The organism is Pantoea sp. Cr_R13 (assembly GCF_029222565.1).
In the GTDB taxonomy this organism is placed as follows: Bacteria; Pseudomonadota; Gammaproteobacteria; order Enterobacterales; family Enterobacteriaceae; genus Pantoea; species Pantoea eucalypti.
Genome location: NZ_JARHXL010000012.1, coordinates 49,725 through 67,054, shown reverse-complemented (window position 1 = coordinate 67,054; position 17,330 = coordinate 49,725). Strand labels below are relative to the sequence as shown.

The window sequence follows — 17,330 nt, the reverse complement described above, 5'->3', positions numbered from 1 at the left end:
GACCGTTCGTCTGTCTCTTAATGCAGAATTCGGAATCCGACACAGCGACCGGCGCGTTTTTTCGCGTATTGTTGTGCGGGATGTTAGCTGAGAGCGTTTAACGTGAATTTACTCACTATGAGTACTGAGCTTGGATTAATTTTTCTCTTTTCCCTGGCTTTCCTCTTTTTTGCTCGAAAAGCAGCTAAAAAAATTGGTTTAGTTGATAAGCCTAACTCACGTAAACGCCATCATGGCGCGATTCCGTTGGTGGGCGGCATTTCTGTGTTCGCAGGTATCTGCTTTACGTTTGCCATTACCAACTATTACCTGCCTCATGCGATGCTCTATCTGGGCTGCGCAGGGGTGCTGGTGCTGGTTGGCGCACTGGATGACCGTTTCGATATCAGCGTCAAATTTCGCGCAGTCGTGCAGGCTGTTGTCGCGCTGGTAATGATGTTTGGCGCAAAACTTTATCTGCTCAGCCTGGGCTTTATCGTCGGCCCGTTCGAGCTTATCGTTGGCCCCTTCGGCTATGTGCTGACACTGTTTGCCGTCTGGGCTGCAATCAACGCCTTTAATATGGTGGATGGCATTGATGGTCTGCTGGGCGGCCTCTCCTCCGTCACCTTTGCCGCTATGGGAATCATCCTCTACTTCGATGGCCAGACCAGCCTTGCGATGTGGTGTTTTGCGATGATTGCCGCTACGCTGCCCTATATTCTGCTTAATCTTGGCTTCCTTGGCCGCCGCTTCAAAGTCTTTATGGGTGATGCCGGCAGTACCATGATCGGTTTCACCATTATCTGGATTCTGCTGGAAACAACGCAGGGTCTGAGCCATCCCATTACCCCCGTCACCGCACTCTGGCTGATTGCCATTCCGCTGATGGATATGGTGGCGATTATGTATCGTCGTCTGCGTAAAGGCATGAGCCCGTTCTCGGCTGACCGTCAGCACATCCACCATCTGATCATGCGCGCCGGTTTCACCTCACGTCAGGCCTTTGTGCTGATCACCGTTGCTGCGGCCATCCTTGCCGGTATCGGTGTGCTGGGTGAATATCTGGCGTTCATTCCGGAGTGGGTGATGCTGCTGCTGTTCCTTGGCGCCTTCATGGTTTACGGCTACTGCCTGAAACATGCGTGGCGCGTGGCGCGACGTATCCGGCGCATCAAGCGCCGCCTGAGCCATTACCGCGAAGCAAAAAACAAATGAACCCGATGCTGATTAAAGGATACTTCTTCCATGCCTTCTGACGTTGTGGACAACGAACTGGATATTCGCGGCCTGAGCGGCCGTTTATGGCGTGGCAAACGCTGGATCATCGGGCTGGCACTGCTGTTTGCTCTGGTCGCCTGGCTGGTCACGCTGCTGCTGAAACAGGTCTGGAGCACCACGGCGATCACCGATCGTCCCACGGTGAACATGCTCGGTTCATACTATTCGCAGCAGCAATTCCTGACCAATCTGGATGCGCGCAGCAACACCTTAACCCTGTCAGCACCGTCACCGACAGTGATGGATCAGGTTTATCAGGAGTTCATCATGCAACTCGCGTCGTGGGATACGCGACGTGAGTTCTGGCAACAGACGGATTACTTCAAGAGCCGCAAAACCGGTAATGCGCATAACGATGCTGCGCTGCTCGACGATATGATCGGCAATATCCTGTTTACGCCTGCTGATACGGCCCATAACCTCCCCGATAACGTCAAACTCAAAGCGGAAACGGCGGGTGACGCCAATAATTTACTGCGTCAGTACATTGCCTACGCCAGTGAGCGCGCCGCGCGCCATCTGAACGATGAGTTAAAAGGTGCCTGGCGGGTGCGTACCGATCAACTGCAGGCGCAGGTGAAACGTCAGGAAGATGTGGCTAACGCAGTGTTCCAGCGCCAGCAGCATCGGCTGGAGCAGGCGCTGAAGATCGCCAGCCAGCAGGGCATTAATGAGAAGCAGACGCGCGAAGTGGGTGAGAATCTGGCAGACAGCGATCTGTTCCTGCTGGGTCAGCCGGTTTTACAGGGCCAGCTGGATACCCTGCGCGCAACGGGTCCAAGCTTTGATATCAGCTATGATCAGAACAGAGCAATGCTGACCACGCTGCAGGCCGGACCAAAACTGAACAGCAAGTTTCAGACATACCGTTATCTGCGTACGCCGGAAGAGCCGGTATCACGTGACAGTCCGCGACGTCTGTTCATGATGATTATGTGGGGTGCCGTTGGGGCATTAACAGGCGCGGGAGTGGCGCTGGCACGTCGTCCGCGTCTGATGTCAGACACGCATGAGTGAGAGAAACAGTGTGAAAGTTCTGACCGTATTTGGTACTCGTCCCGAAGCGATTAAAATGGCGCCACTGGTTCTGGCGCTGTCGCAGGATCCTGCTTTTGAATCGCGCCTGTGCGTCACCGCACAGCATCGCGAAATGCTCGATCAGGTACTGCGTCTGTTTAAACTCGAACCGGATTATGACCTCAATATTATGCGCCCTGAGCAGGGACTGACTGAGATTACCTGCCGCATTTTAGAGGGCATGAAAACCGTCCTGCTCGATTTCAAACCAGACATCGTGCTGGTGCATGGTGACACCACCACAACACTGGCTGCGAGCCTTGCTGCCTTTTATCAGCAAATTCCGGTCGGACATGTGGAGGCCGGTCTGCGTACCGGCGATCTCGCCTCGCCGTGGCCGGAAGAGGGCAACCGCAAACTCACCGGTCATCTTGCCCGTCTGCACTTCACCCCTACCACCCGCTCGCGTCAGAACCTGTTGCAGGAAAACCTGCCCGATTCGCGCATTATTGTGACCGGCAATACGGTCATTGATGCGCTGCTGTGGGTTCGCGATCGGGTGCTGGATGACTGCAATCTGAATGCACAGTTAGCGGCGCGCTATCCCTTTATCGACCCGGATAAGAAACTGGTACTGGTTACCGGTCACCGGCGTGAAAGCTTTGGCGGCGGTTTTGAACGTATCTGCAGCGCGCTGGCGCAGATTGCCCGCCAGCACCCTGAGGCGCAGATCGTCTATCCGGTGCACCTCAATCCCAATGTCAGCGAGCCGGTTAACCGGATTCTCAGCGGCATTGAGAATATCATTCTGATTGAACCACAGGAGTATCTGCCTTTTGTCTGGCTGATGAACCGTGCCTGGCTGATTCTGACCGATTCCGGCGGAATTCAGGAGGAAGCGCCTTCACTGGGTAAACCGGTGCTGGTGATGCGTGACACGACCGAGCGCCCTGAAGCGGTTGATGCGGGTACCGTTAAACTGGTAGGAACGGATATCGACAGGATCGTGGCCAGTGTCAGTGAATTGCTGAGCGACGACGATGCCTGGCAGGCGATGAGCCATGCCCATAATCCGTATGGCGATGGCAAAGCCTGTGGCCGAATTTTACAAGCCTTAAAAGATAACAGAGCTGAATTATGAGTTTTGAAACCATCTCCGTGATTGGACTGGGATACATTGGGCTGCCGACGGCAGCCGTTTTTGCCTCAAAGGGAAAAAAAGTGGTGGGCGTGGATATCAACGCGCGTGCCGTTGAAACCATCAATCGTGGCGCGATCCATATCGTAGAACCCGATTTAGATGAAGTGGTGCATGCGGCTGTTACGCGTGGCGACCTGCGCGCCACCACGCAGCCTGAATCCGCTGACGCTTTTCTGATTGCCGTACCGACGCCGTTTAAAGATGAATATCAGCCCGATCTGCGCTTTGTGAAAGCCGCGGCGGAGTCGATCGCGCCGGTTCTGAAGAAGGGCGATCTGGTCATCCTGGAGTCCACCTCACCGGTGGGCAGTACAGAACAGATGGCCGAATGGCTGGCGGCGGCGCGTCCTGATCTGCGCTTTCCGCAGCACGGTGAGACGCCCGATATTTTTGTCGCCTACTGCCCGGAGCGCGTACTACCTGGCAAGGTAATGGTTGAGCTGATTAACAACGACCGGGTAATTGGTGGCATGACGCCCGCCTGTTCCGCCCGCGCCAGTGCGTTATACCGGCTGTTTCTGAAAGGTGAATGCGTTGAGACCAATGCCCGCACCGCTGAGATGTGCAAGCTGACGGAAAACAGCTTCCGTGACGTGAATATCGCCTTTGCCAATGAGCTGTCGCTGATTTGTGCCGATCAGGGAATTAACGTCTGGGAGCTGATTGCGCTGGCGAATCGTCATCCGCGCGTCAATATTCTGCAACCAGGTCCCGGCGTTGGTGGTCACTGTATCGCCGTCGATCCCTGGTTTATCGTGGCGCAGAATCCTGAACTGGCACGCCTGATCCGTACCGCGCGTGAGGTCAATGACGCCAAGCCTCAGTGGGTGCTGGACCAGGTTAAAACCGCGCTGGCGGATTGCCTGACTCAGACTGGCAAGCGCGCCAGCGAAGTCACCATCGCCTGCTTTGGTCTGGCCTTTAAACCTGACATTGACGACCTGCGTGAGAGCCCGGCCGTGGGCGTGACCCAGAAAATTGCAGAGTGGCACAGTGGCAAGACCTGGGTGGTTGAACCTCACATTGAGCAGCTTGCGGGCTCGCTGGCTGACAACGCCGAACTGGTCTCCTGCGAGCAGGCGCTGGCTCAGGCCGATATTCTGGTGATGCTGGTCGATCACCGCGCCTTCCGCGCGATTAACGCCGCCGATGTTCAGCAGAACTGGATTGTCGATACCAAAGGCGTGTGGCGATGAAGCGCTTTTTGATCACGGGCGGTGCCGGTTTTATCGGTTCGGCTCTGGTACGCTTTCTGATCGCAGAAACCGAACATCAGGTCGTGGTGGTCGATAAACTCAGCTACGCGGGAAATCTGGCGTCACTCGCCAGTGTGGCCAACTTGGACCGCTTCTGTTTTGAGCAGGTCGACATCTGTGACCGTACGGCACTTGATGAGGTGTTTGCCCGTCATCAGCCCGACTGCGTGATGCATCTTGCCGCTGAAAGCCATGTTGATCGCTCGATTGACGGGCCGGCGGCCTTTATCGAAACCAATATTGTCGGGACCTGGCAGTTGCTGGAGGCTGCGCGTTCTTACTGGCAAACGCTGGATGACGTGCGTAAAAGGGCCTTTCTGTTCCACCATATCTCGACCGATGAAGTCTTTGGCGATCTGCATGACAGCCAGGCTTATTTCACCGAAGCCACCCCTTATGCGCCAAGCAGTCCTTACGCTGCCAGCAAGGCCAGCAGCGACCATCTGGTGCGTGCCTGGTTACGAACCTATGGTCTGCCCACCCTGGTCACCAACTGCTCAAACAACTACGGCCCGTGCCATTTCCCGGAGAAGCTGATCCCGCTGACCATCATCAATGCACTGGCCGGTAAGGCCTTGCCGGTTTACGGTAACGGGCAGCAGATTCGCGACTGGCTCTACGTTGAAGATCATGCCCGTGCACTCTACCAAGTGGTCAGCTATGGCAAGCCCGGCGAGACCTATAATATTGGCGGTCATAACGAGCGTCGCAATATTGAGGTGGTCGAGACGATTTGCAGCCTTCTTGAAGAACTGGCAGCAGAGCAGAAACCCGCAGGGCTGGCGCATTACCGCGACCTGATTACCTATGTCGCTGATCGCCCTGGCCACGATCAGCGCTACGCCATTGATGCCAGTAAAATTGCGCATGAACTTGGCTGGGTGCCACAGGAAACCTTTGAAAGCGGCATGCGTAAAACCGTGGCATGGTATCTGGCGAATCCCGCCTGGTGGCAGGCCATTCTGGATGGTCGTTATCAGGGTGAACGCCTCGGCTTATCGCAATAAACCCGCGTAAGGAGCAGCGATGAAAGGCATCATTTTAGCGGGAGGATCGGGCACGCGGTTACACCCGATAACCCGGGCAGTATCAAAGCAACTTCTGCCGGTCTACGACAAACCGATGATCTACTATCCGCTTTCCGTGCTGATGCTGGCCGGGATTCGCGACATTTTGCTGATCACCACGCCGGAGGATCGGGCGCAGTTTGAACGCCTGCTGGGTGATGGCAGTGAATTTGGTATTCGCCTCAGCTATGCGGTGCAGCCCAGTCCCGATGGACTGGCACAGGCCTTTATCATCGGCGAATCCTTTATCGGCGATGACAATTGCTGCCTGGTGCTCGGTGATAACCTCTATTTTGGTCAGGGCTTCAGCCCCAAGCTGCGGAAAGTGGTCGAACAGAATCGTGGTGCAACGGTGTTTGGCTATCAGGTTATGGACCCGGAACGTTTCGGTGTGGTGGAGTTTGACGATAACTTTAAGGCGATCTCGATTGAAGAGAAGCCACAGCAGCCGAAATCGCGCTGGGCGGTCACCGGCCTCTACTTCTATGACAATCAGGTTATCGAATTCGCGAAGCAGGTTAAGCCTTCATCGCGGGGTGAGCTGGAAATCACCGCCATCAACCAGATGTATCTGGAGCGCGGTGAGCTGACAGTCGAACTGCTGGGACGAGGCTTTGCCTGGCTGGATACCGGGACACACGACAGCCTGGTGGAAGCCAGCATGTTTGTGCAGACGGTAGAAAAACGTCAGGGCTTTAAAATTGCCTGCCTGGAAGAGATCGCCTGGCGTAACAGCTGGCTCAGCGATGACCAGTTGCGGGCCGCGGGTGAAGCGCTGACAAAAACTGGCTATGGCCAATACCTGCTGGATTTATTACATGCCCGTCCACGTCAATATTAATCCCCTTAGCTGGGAGAGCACATTCTTCGGTGTTGATACCGTGCGGCTGGAGCCGCAGGGCGAGACGCCGCTGGAGCAGGCGCTGCGGCATCCCTGTGCACTGATACAGATGAAAGTCGCTGCCAGCGAGACGGCACTGATTGATACGCTGCAGCAGCATCAGTTTCAGCTGGCAGAAGGCGAGGCAGACCTGACGCTGGCGGTTAAAGAGACGGAACGTCAGGCGGGGATTCGCATTGCGCGTGACGCACAAATTCCGCCACTGCGCGATGCCGCATCTCAGCTCTTCAGCCAGAGCCGTTTTCGCGCGCCCTGGTATGCGCCGGACGCCAGCGGTCGCTTCTATGCGCAGTGGATTGAAAATGCGGTGCGCGGCACATTTGACGACCAGTGCCTGGTAGCCAGTGACGCCACCGGTCAGTTGCAGGGTTTTGTTTCGCTGCGCGCGGCAGACGGCGATGCGCGAATCGGTCTGCTGGGGGTGCTGCCTGACGCGCAGGGCCAGGGCGTGGGTCAGCGACTGCTGCTGGCTGCGGCGGACTGGGCGCGGGTAAGACAGCTGGCTCAGCTTCGGGTTGCTACCCAGATGAGTAATCTCACGGCGATGCGCCTCTATTTACGCAGCGGTGCCCGGCTCGACAGCACCGCCTACTGGTTTTACAGGAAAGGTCATGATTCCATTTAATGCGCCCCCGATTGTGGGCACAGAAATTGACTATATGCAGTCGGCAATGAATAGCGGCAAGCTGTGCGGTGACGGCGGATTTACCCGTCGCTGTCAGCAGTGGATGGAGCAGCGTTTCGGTAGCAAAAAAGTGCTGCTCACTCCCTCCTGTACCGCTTCGCTGGAGATGGCGGCGCTGTTAATCGATCTGCAACCCGGCGATGAAGTGATCATGCCGAGCTACACCTTTGTCTCGACCGCTAATGCCTTTGTGCTGCGAGGCGCGCGCATCGTGTTTGTCGATGTGCGCCCGGACACCATGAACATTGATGAAACGCTGATTGAACCCGCTATCACTGAAAAAACCCGCGCCATTGTGCCGGTGCATTACGCAGGCGTGGCCTGTGAAATGGACACCATTATGGCGCTGGCGGCAAAGCATAAGTTGTTTGTGATTGAAGATGCGGCGCAGGGCGTGATGTCACGCTACAAAGGGCGCGCCCTGGGCACCATCGGTCATATTGGCTGCTTCAGTTTTCACGAAACCAAGAACTACACCGCCGGTGGCGAAGGTGGCGCGACACTCATTAACGACGCCAGCCTGGTCGAGCGCGCCGAGATCGTGCGGGAAAAAGGTACCAACCGCAGCCAGTTCTTCCGGGGTCAGGTCGATAAATACACCTGGCGCGATATGGGGTCGAGCTACCTGATGGCCGATCTGCAGGCGGCCTATCTCTGGGCGCAGCTGGAAGCCGCTGAGCGCATCAACCAGCAGCGGTTACGCATCTGGCAACGTTATTACGATGCACTCCAGCCGCTGGCGGCTCAGGGACGTATCAGCCTGCCGGTGATCCCCGCCAGCTGTGAACACAATGCGCACATGTTTTATATCAAACTGCGCGATCAGGACGATCGCCAGGCGCTCATCAACTGGATGAAAGAAGCTGAGATACTGACGGTGTTCCACTATATTCCGCTGCACAGTTCACCAGCCGGTGAGCGTTTCTCGCAGTTTGTCGGCGACGACCGCTATACCACGCAGGAAAGTGAACGTCTGCTGCGCCTGCCGCTGTTCTATAACCTGTCCGATAATAATCAGAGCACGGTTATCAGCTCACTGCTGAGCTTCTTTTCCTGATGTCATTGGCCAGAGCCTCAGTGTGGACCGCATCGTCCACGCTGGTAAAAATTGTGGCTGGTCTGCTGGTGGTCAAACTGCTGGCGGTAAGTTTCGGACCCGAGGGTGTCGGCCAGGCGGGGAACTTTCGTCAGCTGATCACCGTACTGGGTGTGCTGGCAGGCGCGGGCATCTTCAACGGCGTCACCACCTATGTGGCGCAGTATCAGCAGCAGCCCGGACAACTGCGCGTGATGGTGGGCACGGCATCCGCTATGGTGCTGGGCTTTTCCGGTGTGCTGGCGCTCCTGTTTCTGCTGGCGGCGGCACCCATCAGCACCGCACTGTTTGGTCATGATCGCTATCAGGGCGTCATCCGCGTCGTCGCCTTTCTTCAGCTCGGTATCGCCTGGGCCAACTTTACCCTGGCGCTGCTGAAGGGTTATCGCGATGCGCGCGGTAATGCGCTGGCACTGATCCTCGGCAGCCTGATTGGTGTGGCGGGCTATCTGCTCTGCTGGTGGCTGGGTGGCTATCAGGGGGCGCTGATTGGCCTGGCACTGGTGCCGGCCTTGCTGCTGCTGCCGGCGCTACTGATGCTGAAACGCCGCGCACCGCTGCCGCTCAGCTGGCTGCGTCCGCAATGGCACCCTGAGCTGGCGCGTAATCTGGCAAAATATACCGTGATGGCGCTGATCACGGCTGTGACCCTGCCGGTCGCCTGGGTGTTGATGCGTAACCTGCTGGCAGAGCAGGAAGGGTGGGCGCAGGTCGGATTGTGGCAGGGTGTCACCAGCATTTCGGATGCCTATCTGCAGTTTATCACCGCGACCTTTAGCGTCTGGCTGTTGCCGACGCTGGCGCGGCTTGAAAGCAAACGCGACATTGCACGCGAGATTGGCCGTGCACTGCGTTTTGTACTGCCCGCCGTGGCAGTTGCCAGTTTTGGTGTCTGGGTGCTGCGCGATTTCGCTATCAGCCTGTTGTTCTCTGAGGCTTTTCGCGGGATGCGCGATCTTTTCGTCTGGCAGCTGTGCGGTGATGTTTTTAAAGTCGGTGCCTATGTTTTCGGATATCTGGTTATCGCCAAAGCCTCGCTGCGCTTTTATGTTCTCACTGAGATCAGCCAGTTTCTGTTGCTGACGCTCTTCTCACGCTGGTTGATCCCGTTACATGGCGCGACGGGTGCGGCGCAGGCCTATATGTTTACCTATATGGCTTACTTTGCCCTGTGTTGTGGCGCTTTTATTGTTTACTGCCGGAAAAAATGACTTTAATTCACGTTTTGGGATCGGACATTCCCCACCACAATCTTACGGTGCTGCGCTTTTTCAACGATGTACTCAGCGTTGAGCAGCCCGTGGCTTCGCCACGCCATTTTATGGTAGTGACGCAGCAGCCAGAGAGCCTGGCACCGTTCAGTGCGTTGCAGATCGAGTGCTTTACCAGCAAAAAAGCGCTGGCGCAGGCGGTGCTGCAGCGGGCCAGAAATCGTCAGCAGCGTTTTTTCTGCCACGGTCAGTTTAACCCGTGGATCTGGCTGGCGTTACTCAGTGGCAAGTTGCGCCGTTCCCAAATCTTCTGGCATGTATGGGGTGCCGATCTCTATGAAGATTCTCGCAGCCTGAAGTTTCGCCTGTTCTATCTGGTTCGCCGGATAGCACAGGGACGCGTTGCACAGGTTTTTGCGACCCGTGGCGACCTGCATCACTACCAGCAGCGTCATCGCAGGGTGCCGGGTTCGCTGCTCTATTTCCCGACCCGAATGCCCGCCGCCGCAGTTGAGTCTGATCCCGCAGAGCCGTTTACGCTGCTGCTGGGCAACTCCGGCGATCCAAGTAACCGGCATATTGAAGGTTTAAAAGCGATTCGCGCGCAGTTTGGCACGCAGGTGCGCATCGAGGTGCCGCTGGGCTATCCGCCAGGCAACGAGGCGTACATCAGTGAGATTCAGGCTGCAGCAGAGACATTGTTCCCTGACGGGCAGGTGAATCTGATGCGTGAAAATCTGGCGTTTGATGATTATTTAGCGCTGCTGGCGCGCTGTCATGTCGGCTATTTTATGTTTGAACGTCAGCAGGGAGTGGGAACACTCTGTCTGCTGATCCAGGCCAACGTGCCGTTTATCCTGACCCGCAAAAATCCGTTCTGGCGTGATGTGGCTGAGCAGCAGCTTCCGGTATTGTTCAGCGAAGATACGCTGTCGCCTGCGATGATTGCCGAGGCACGCCGCCAGCTGATGAGCTGTGATAAACAGGCGATCGCCTTTTTTTCGCCGGGCTATCTCGCAGGCTGGCGGGCCGCGTTACAGCTCAGCGAAGGGGAGTTGTCATGAGTCTTATGCAGTTTGGCGGCCTGCTGGTGGTCTATCTGCTGTCGCTGGTTTTTATTCTGACCCTGACCTGGCGGGAGTTTAAGCGCGTCCGTTTTAACTTCCACCTGTTCTTTACACTGCTGTTCTTACTGACCTTTTACTTCGGCTTCCCACTGACCTCGGTGCTGGTGTTTCGCTTTAATGTTGAGGTGGTGCCGGTCGAGAATCTGCTGGAGGCGTTGCTGTCAGCGACGGCATTTTACGCCATTTATTACGTCAGTTATAAAGTGCGGCTGAAGCCCGCCAGTGCGCCACCGGCGAAGCCCTGGCTGCAGATGAATCGGGTTGAAACGCACCTGACCTGCGTGATTCTGGCGCTGGTGGCGCTGGGAACCGTCACTGTGTTTTTCATTCACAACGGTTTTCTGCTGTTCCGCCTGACCGCCTATAACCAGATCTTCTCCAGTGAAGTCTCGGGGGTGGCGCTCAAGCGCTTCTTCTACTTCTTTATTCCGGCGATGTTGATCCCCTATTTTCTGAGCCCGACGCGCCGCAACTGGCTGCTGTTCCTGGTGGTGACGGTGGCCTTTGGTTTGCTGACCTACGCACTGGTGGGCGGCACCCGCGCCAATATCATTATTGCTTTTGCCCTGTTCCTGTTCATCGGGATCACCCGTGGCTGGATCACATTGTGGATGCTGGCAACGGCGGGCGTACTGGCGATTGCGGGGATGTTCTGGCTGGCGCTGCGCCGCTATAACCTCGACGTAATGGGCGATGAAGCGTTTTATACCTTCCTCTATCTGACGCGTGATACGTTCTCGCCGTGGGAGAATCTGGCTCTTCTGCTGGATAACTACGCCCGCATTGAGTTCCAGGGGCTGGCGCCGCTGTGGCGTGATTTCTACGTTTTCATTCCGACCTGGCTCTGGCCGGATCGGCCGCTGGCGGTGTTAAACAGTGCGAACTACTTCACCTGGGAAGTGCTGAACAATCATTCTGGCCTGGCGATTTCCCCCACATTAATCGGATCGCTGGTGGTGATGGGCGGCGTCTGGGCGATTCCAGTCGGTGCTGTAGCGGTAGGGATGATTATCAAAGCTTTTGATGCGATCTATCAGCGTGGCTGCCTTGAGACCAACCGGTACACCGGCGCCATCCTGCAAAGCTTCTGTTTTGGCGCGGTGTTTAACATGATTGTGCTGGCCCGCGAAGGTCTCGATGCGTTCGGTTCTCGCGTGGTGTTTTTCTGCATCATTTTTGCTGCCTGTCTGGGTATAGCTAAATTACTTTTCTGGTTACTGGATCGCGCAGGTTTGATTCGCGACCGCAGCAGGCGGGTGTTGCACAGCCCGCTCTGATTAACCTCTGGGATTGACGGAAGATATGACAACGTTAACTGAGACGCCGCAGTACCGGATTCGCGGCGTTGATTTGTATGGCTTCGAAAACATGCCGTCGGCGGTGAATTTTCTGATGCCGCCGCAGCGCGTTCGCAGCGGTATTTTAGTGGCGATCAATGCAGAGAAGATTCTGACCGCTGAGCGGGATGAGGGATTACGCACGCTGTTAGCGCAGGCTGAATATGCGTATGCCGATGGCATCAGTATTGTGCGTTCGATTCGTAAAAAATATCCTCAGGCGTCGGTGCAGCGCATTGCGGGAGCAGATTTATGGGAAGCGTTGATGGAGCGCGCCGGGCGTGAAGGGACGCCGGTGTTTCTTATCGGTGGTCGCCAGCGGGTGCTGGATGAAACCTGTGATAAGTTACGCCGCCAGTGGAATGTGAATATTGTTGGCGCGCAGGATGGCTATTTTGCGCCAGCCGATCAGGATGCGCTGTTTGCCCGAATTGCGGCTAGCGGTGCGAAGCTCGTCACCGTAGCGCTGGGATCGCCACGTCAGGAGCTGCTGATGCTGGCGTGCCGTGCGCACTGGCCTGATGCGCTCTACATGGGCGTAGGCGGAACCTACGATGTTTTTACCGGTCATGTGAAGCGCGCCCCTAAAATCTGGCAGCGACTGGGGCTGGAGTGGCTCTATCGTCTGATTCGACAACCGAGTCGCCTGCGCAGGCAATTAAAACTGCTCAAATATTTGCGCTACCACTGGCGCGGCGATCTCTGATATTGCTGATAAATGCCGCATTTTTAGGCATTGTGAGAGAGGAAATGCACTATTTGTCGAGAAAGTGCACAAAGCGTAATCAAACGCGTCTTTTTATTTAAAAAGCACTAGACACGATGGGCGCTTATCTCTAGTATGCACATCCGCAACGGCGCTACGCGCCCGTAGCTCAGCTGGATAGAGCGCTGCCCTCCGGAGGCAGAGGTCTCAGGTTCGAATCCTGTCGGGCGCGCCATATCGTTTGTGCGCATGAGCTTCGGTGGTTGATTTACCGCGGTTGGCAGTAGAGATTTAAATGCTGCAGGTTTTAAATCTGTGACATTAAGAATTGTGGTGGCTATAGCTCAGTTGGTAGAGCCCTGGATTGTGATTCCAGTTGTCGTGGGTTCGAGTCCCATTAGCCACCCCAGATTTTGCTGGGAAACGCGAAGGTGGCGGAATTGGTAGACGCGCTAGCTTCAGGTGTTAGTGTCTTAACGGACGTGAGGGTTCAAGTCCCTCTCTTCGCACCAGGCAAAACAGTTAAAAAAATCGGCGAGTAGCGCAGCTTGGTAGCGCAACTGGTTTGGGACCAGTGGGTCGGAGGTTCGAATCCTCTCTCGCCGACCATTTTTAGAAACCTGTCTGAAAAGACAGGTTTTTTTTTCGTCTGTAGAAAGAGGATGAGGACCTCCGAAGGAGGTTTGAGCCGAGCGTAGCGAGACAACGTTGCTTCAGCAACGGCCCGCAGGGCGCTGCTCGCAGAGCAGTGTAATCCTCTCTCGCCGACCATTTTTAGAAACCTGTCTGAAAAGACAGGTTTTTTTTCGTCTGTAGAAAGAGGGTGCAAATTTCTGCGAGAGATTAGGAACGCAGGCTGTGGAACAATGTTGCGGTGAGTTCGAGTCTGCGAAGGGAACACGGTCAGATGAATCCGGCTTTAGATCTCTCACCAGTCTGAAGCGTCCATGTAAGTTCCCGATGCGTCTGCCAGACTTGAAGCGAAGGGAGCATACGCCTGTAGTAAAGCATCGCGGGCCACGGACGGCCCGCGCTGAGCCCGCCAGGGATGGCGTCTTTTGCGTCTTTGCGAAAGGCGTATGCTCCCTGAAGTCCGCACTGCGGTGAGTGCGCGCTGGCGAAAGGAACACGGTCAGATCGGAAAGGCGCTAATGCCATCCATGGCCGCTCGGCCCACGCGATTACGCACCTCATCCCTGAGGTGCGCCCGTAGCCGGGCCAACGCGTTGCGTTGTTTAAAAACGCTCCCGGCGTTTTTGTCCCAGGCGTGGGACGCTTTTCTCCTCTGACCCTGTTCCCTGCGCGTTGAGCATATGCGCTGCGGTCAGATGCATCCGGTTTTAGATCTTTAACCCGTCTGAAGCGTCCATGTAAGTTCCTTATGCGTCTCCCAGACATGAAGCGAAGGGAGCATACGCCTGTAGCAAAGCATCGCGGGCCATGGACGGCCCGCGCTGAGCCTGCCAGGGATGGCGTCTTTTGCGTCTTTGCGAAAGGCGTATGTTCCCTGAAGCCGGCACAGCGGTGAGAACGGGCTGCTGTTTGCTTATCTTCGATGCCAGCTCTCCCGCTTTGATTTCGCCAGTTGTCAGTTAAAGTTGCTTAAGCAGGAGTAGCAGCGTCGTGAATCGCCGACAAATAAGTCATTGTTATTATTGAGTTCACAGAGAGATTGATCTTGCTGTCTCCATTCAGAGACAGAGAAAATGCCAGCTGTCGCCGGATACCGACACTTAATGTCGGACATGGCTAAGGGCAGATTTAGCGCTGTGTTTAAATTATTGATTTATAAGTACTTTAAAAATAAATCTTAACCTGGCACGGCTTGTGCAATACTTCTGCTGTAGATGCTCATTCCACCTCTTATGTCTGCTTATGCTACATAAACCTGGGAATGATGCAGAGCCAATTTTCGGTACCTGTTGTCTGCCTGCCTGTATCGCGTGAGCCTTACAGGGTTAACAGACACCACGTTGAGTCAGGTACCTCCCGGTTGTCTTACCGACCTGATCTTACACCTGCCACTGGCAGGTGTTTTTTTTTGCCTGCGAGAACCGGATGGCAGATTTCGGGCACAAAAAAGCCGGGCGAGCCCGGCTTTATCCTGTCTGACAACTGCATCAGGCGTTTGGGTTATTCTTCAGCGTCAGCAACAACCCTTCACGGCGCATTTTTGCAGCCTCTTCCGGGCGATGCAGACGGTCATAAACATCTGCCAGCCATGCATAATCGAACGCATCCGGACGCTGCGCCAGTGCCTGCTGCAGCGCATCAGCTGCCTGCTGCCATTCACCATGACGCATCAGCAACTGCCCCAGCGTACTGTGCAGCAACGGCGTTGCGCCATGCTGTTTGATCTGCTGGCGTAATGCTTTCTCCAGTGCTTCGGGATTGCCGCTTTTGATACGTGGCATCAGCAGTACCAGACGATCGTCATAATGACGTTTGAGGCCTTCCAGCACGATAGACTGTGCGGTGTCGTGATCGTCACACTCAATCAGATGATCCGCCATGGCGACCTGCAACGTCGTATCCTGACGGGTCTTGCGACTCAGTGTGCTCCACCAGCGCTTCAGCCCATCACTGCCCTGATCAGCCATCGCCTGATTCATCAGACCCAGCCAGGCCTGCTGCTGCAAGACATCGCGATGCAGCTCATCGCCGACCTGTGACTTCTGCATCGACGGCAGAATATCCAGCAACGCACTCCAGGCACCTGTGCGAATATACGCCTGTTCGGCCAGGCGCAGCACTTCCGGGTGACGCGGTGCCACTTCCAGCAGGCGGTCGATGCTATGACGCGCAGCGTGATCTTCGTTACGTGCCAGCTGAATACGTGCACGGGCGATTTCCACCGGAATGGTATTATTTTCCGACAGCTCTGCAGCACGCTCAAGATGCTGATTAGCACGGGCTTCATCACCACGCTGTTGTGCAGCTTCTGCAGCCAGCAGATAGTTGGCTACAGGCACATCAGCGTGATCGGCATCTTTAGAGAGCAGTTTCTCAACCTGACGATGGTCGCCTTCTGCCAGCTTCATCAGCGCCGACTGAGTATGGCGCTGGGCGCGACGGCGTTTACGTCCGGTAAACCAGCCACGGGTACGCGCGCCAGTGTGCAGCACGCGGCGCAGCAGCCACTCTACGGCCAGAATCACCAGCAGGCTGAGAATAAGGATAATGACCAGGCCTGTGACGCTGGTTTCGATATTCCAGTTATCAGTCTGAATCAGCACGTAGCCCTGATGACCGGCAATCATCGGTCCCAGCACCACGCCCGCAATCAGCAGGATAAAGAGGATAAATACCTTAAGCATGCTTAGCCCCCCTGCTGATTAGCAGCGGCAGAAGGTTGCGCTAACAGGTTGCGCACCCGCGTCTGCATCAGCTGTTCCAGCAACGGCTGACTTTCCAGGTTATCCGGCAGATCCATATTGATGTTCTGCTGGCTCAGCTCATCCAGCTGGGCAAGGAAAGCTTTGGTGGCGGCATCATTGGTGTCGTACCAGGCGCGAACCCAGGCGGACACGGTATCGATAGATTGTTTATAAATCTCATCCTGATGACGCGGAACAGCCTGAGCAGCGATCAGCAGACGTGAGCGGATATTCTCACGCAGATAAACATCCTGATTCGGTGCCAGCAGCGGCTGTGCGGTGTTATCGCGGCGACGGATGGTAATAAAATCATCCATAAAATTGTGCCAGCTTTTCACCAGATTCTGACGCCATTCGCGCACCGAACCTGAGAGCTCGCCGCCATCGCTGTCCATCGGCGCATCATCGCTGTCGTTATCGGCCAGACGCAGATTATCAACGTTGTTCGACAACTGATTCAGCTTAAGGATCACGCCGTCGTAGTCGACCTGCGTAACGGAAGAGAGGTTGCTGATATCCTGGGTCAGCGCACGACGCACATTCATCACGCTGGGATCGTTCATGTCGGCCAGGCTGGCATCGGCGCTTTTCAGCAGTGCCGCGGCTGTCGTGACATCCTGATCGCTCCAGAGTTTGCGGCCCGCCAGTTTCACCAGATAGTCCGCCTGTGCCAGCAGCCAGCTGCGCACGTCGTTGCCAGAGATCACGGCTACTTTTTCACGCAGGGTTTCCAGCTCTTTTGCTGAGGCATTCTGCTGCTGTTGCGCAGTCTGCAACGCCTTTTCAGCGCTACTTAATTGCTGTGTCAGCTGCTGTTTATCGCTGCTGGCCTGCTGCTGCAACGCGCTTAACTGGTCGCTCAGCTTTTGATTGGTTTGTGCCTGTAAATCAGCCTGATGTTTCCCGTTTTGGTATAAACCCGCCCCCATCGCCAGCGCGATGACAATCGCAACGGCACCCAACACCATGCCACCTTTTTTCGCATTACGCGGTGGTGTGCTGTTGCTGGAAGAGGAGCGGTCAACCGCTGGGGTGGTTTCTTCAACCATGGCGGAGGAGTCTTTTTGTTCCGTCATATGTGGCACATCC

Annotated in this window: 14 protein-coding genes, 4 tRNA genes and 1 other RNA gene; 17 read left to right on the top strand and 2 right to left on the bottom strand. The window is 55.7% G+C overall.

The features are described 5' to 3' along the window. Nucleotides 1–117: 117 nt before the first annotated feature. The 17 genes from wecA (at nt 118) to P2R09_RS07585 (ending at nt 13,635) form a co-directional block, all read left to right on the top strand. Complete coding sequence (wecA, locus tag P2R09_RS07665) at nt 118–1,197, top strand: UDP-N-acetylglucosamine--undecaprenyl-phosphate N-acetylglucosaminephosphotransferase (RefSeq protein ID WP_275768549.1); 1,080 nt, start codon at nt 118–120, stop codon at nt 1,195–1,197. A 30-nt stretch (nt 1,198–1,227) separates the two neighbouring features. Continuing rightward, on the top strand, nt 1,228–2,277 hold the full coding sequence (gene wzzE / locus P2R09_RS07660) for an ECA polysaccharide chain length modulation protein (protein WP_275768547.1): 1,050 nt from the start codon (nt 1,228–1,230) through the stop codon (nt 2,275–2,277). 10 nt (nt 2,278–2,287) lie between these two features. After that, entirely contained in the window at nt 2,288–3,418 is a 1,131-nt protein-coding gene (wecB, locus tag P2R09_RS07655; protein WP_275768592.1) for a UDP-N-acetylglucosamine 2-epimerase (non-hydrolyzing), read from the top strand. Then, a complete protein-coding gene (gene wecC / locus P2R09_RS07650; protein WP_275768545.1) occupies nt 3,415–4,674 on the top strand; it encodes a UDP-N-acetyl-D-mannosamine dehydrogenase in 1,260 nt (419 codons plus the stop codon). The genes wecB and wecC overlap by 4 nt, the downstream gene beginning before the upstream one ends. After that, complete coding sequence (gene rffG, locus P2R09_RS07645) at nt 4,671–5,741, top strand: dTDP-glucose 4,6-dehydratase (RefSeq protein ID WP_275768543.1); 1,071 nt, start codon at nt 4,671–4,673, stop codon at nt 5,739–5,741. Before wecC ends, rffG begins: the two co-directional genes overlap by 4 nt. 19 nt (nt 5,742–5,760) lie before the next feature. Then, complete coding sequence (gene rfbA, locus P2R09_RS07640; protein WP_008926428.1) at nt 5,761–6,642, top strand: glucose-1-phosphate thymidylyltransferase RfbA; 882 nt, start codon at nt 5,761–5,763, stop codon at nt 6,640–6,642. Further along, nucleotides 6,620–7,327 (top strand): dTDP-4-amino-4,6-dideoxy-D-galactose acyltransferase, encoded by a 708-nt coding sequence (gene rffC, locus P2R09_RS07635; protein ID WP_039658618.1) that lies wholly within the window; start codon nt 6,620–6,622, stop codon nt 7,325–7,327. Before rfbA ends, rffC begins: the two co-directional genes overlap by 23 nt. Continuing rightward, nucleotides 7,314–8,444: a dTDP-4-amino-4,6-dideoxygalactose transaminase gene (gene rffA / locus P2R09_RS07630; RefSeq protein WP_275768538.1), complete on the top strand. Its 1,131-nt coding sequence runs from the start codon at nt 7,314–7,316 to the stop codon at nt 8,442–8,444. Before rffC ends, rffA begins: the two co-directional genes overlap by 14 nt. Continuing rightward, entirely contained in the window at nt 8,444–9,694 is a 1,251-nt protein-coding gene (gene wzxE / locus P2R09_RS07625; RefSeq protein ID WP_275768536.1) for a lipid III flippase WzxE, read from the top strand. The genes rffA and wzxE overlap by 1 nt, the downstream gene beginning before the upstream one ends. Next, the gene (locus P2R09_RS07620; protein ID WP_275768534.1) at nt 9,691–10,758 is read left to right on the top strand and encodes a TDP-N-acetylfucosamine:lipid II N-acetylfucosaminyltransferase; all 1,068 of its coding nucleotides are present in this window, start codon (nt 9,691–9,693) and stop codon (nt 10,756–10,758) included. Before wzxE ends, P2R09_RS07620 begins: the two co-directional genes overlap by 4 nt. Beyond that, complete coding sequence (gene wzyE, locus P2R09_RS07615; RefSeq protein ID WP_008926432.1) at nt 10,755–12,098, top strand: ECA oligosaccharide polymerase; 1,344 nt, start codon at nt 10,755–10,757, stop codon at nt 12,096–12,098. The genes P2R09_RS07620 and wzyE overlap by 4 nt, the downstream gene beginning before the upstream one ends. Before the next feature lie 25 nt (nt 12,099–12,123). Next, entirely contained in the window at nt 12,124–12,864 is a 741-nt protein-coding gene (gene wecG, locus P2R09_RS07610) for a lipopolysaccharide N-acetylmannosaminouronosyltransferase (RefSeq protein WP_275768531.1), read from the top strand. A 158-nt stretch (nt 12,865–13,022) separates the two neighbouring features. Next, nucleotides 13,023–13,099: transfer RNA gene (locus P2R09_RS07605), tRNA-Arg, on the top strand. Between the two features lie 98 nt (nt 13,100–13,197). Continuing rightward, nucleotides 13,198–13,273 (top strand) — tRNA-His (locus P2R09_RS07600). A gap of 16 nt (nt 13,274–13,289) precedes the next feature. Beyond that, nucleotides 13,290–13,376 (top strand) — tRNA-Leu (locus tag P2R09_RS07595). A gap of 20 nt (nt 13,377–13,396) precedes the next feature. After that, nucleotides 13,397–13,473 (top strand) — tRNA-Pro (locus tag P2R09_RS07590). 32 nt (nt 13,474–13,505) lie between these two features. After that, a non-coding RNA gene (locus tag P2R09_RS07585) (RtT sRNA) lies at nt 13,506–13,635 on the top strand. Nucleotides 13,636–14,984: 1,349 nt separating this feature from the next. Here the strand turns inward: P2R09_RS07585 and hemY are convergent. Together hemY and hemX are read right to left on the bottom strand one after the other, a co-directional pair. Then, entirely contained in the window at nt 14,985–16,181 is a 1,197-nt protein-coding gene (hemY, locus tag P2R09_RS07580; RefSeq protein WP_275768529.1) for a protoheme IX biogenesis protein HemY, read from the bottom strand. A 2-nt stretch (nt 16,182–16,183) separates the two neighbouring features. Beyond that, entirely contained in the window at nt 16,184–17,317 is a 1,134-nt protein-coding gene (gene hemX / locus P2R09_RS07575; RefSeq protein WP_275768527.1) for a uroporphyrinogen-III C-methyltransferase, read from the bottom strand. Nucleotides 17,318–17,330: the final 13 nt, after the last annotated feature.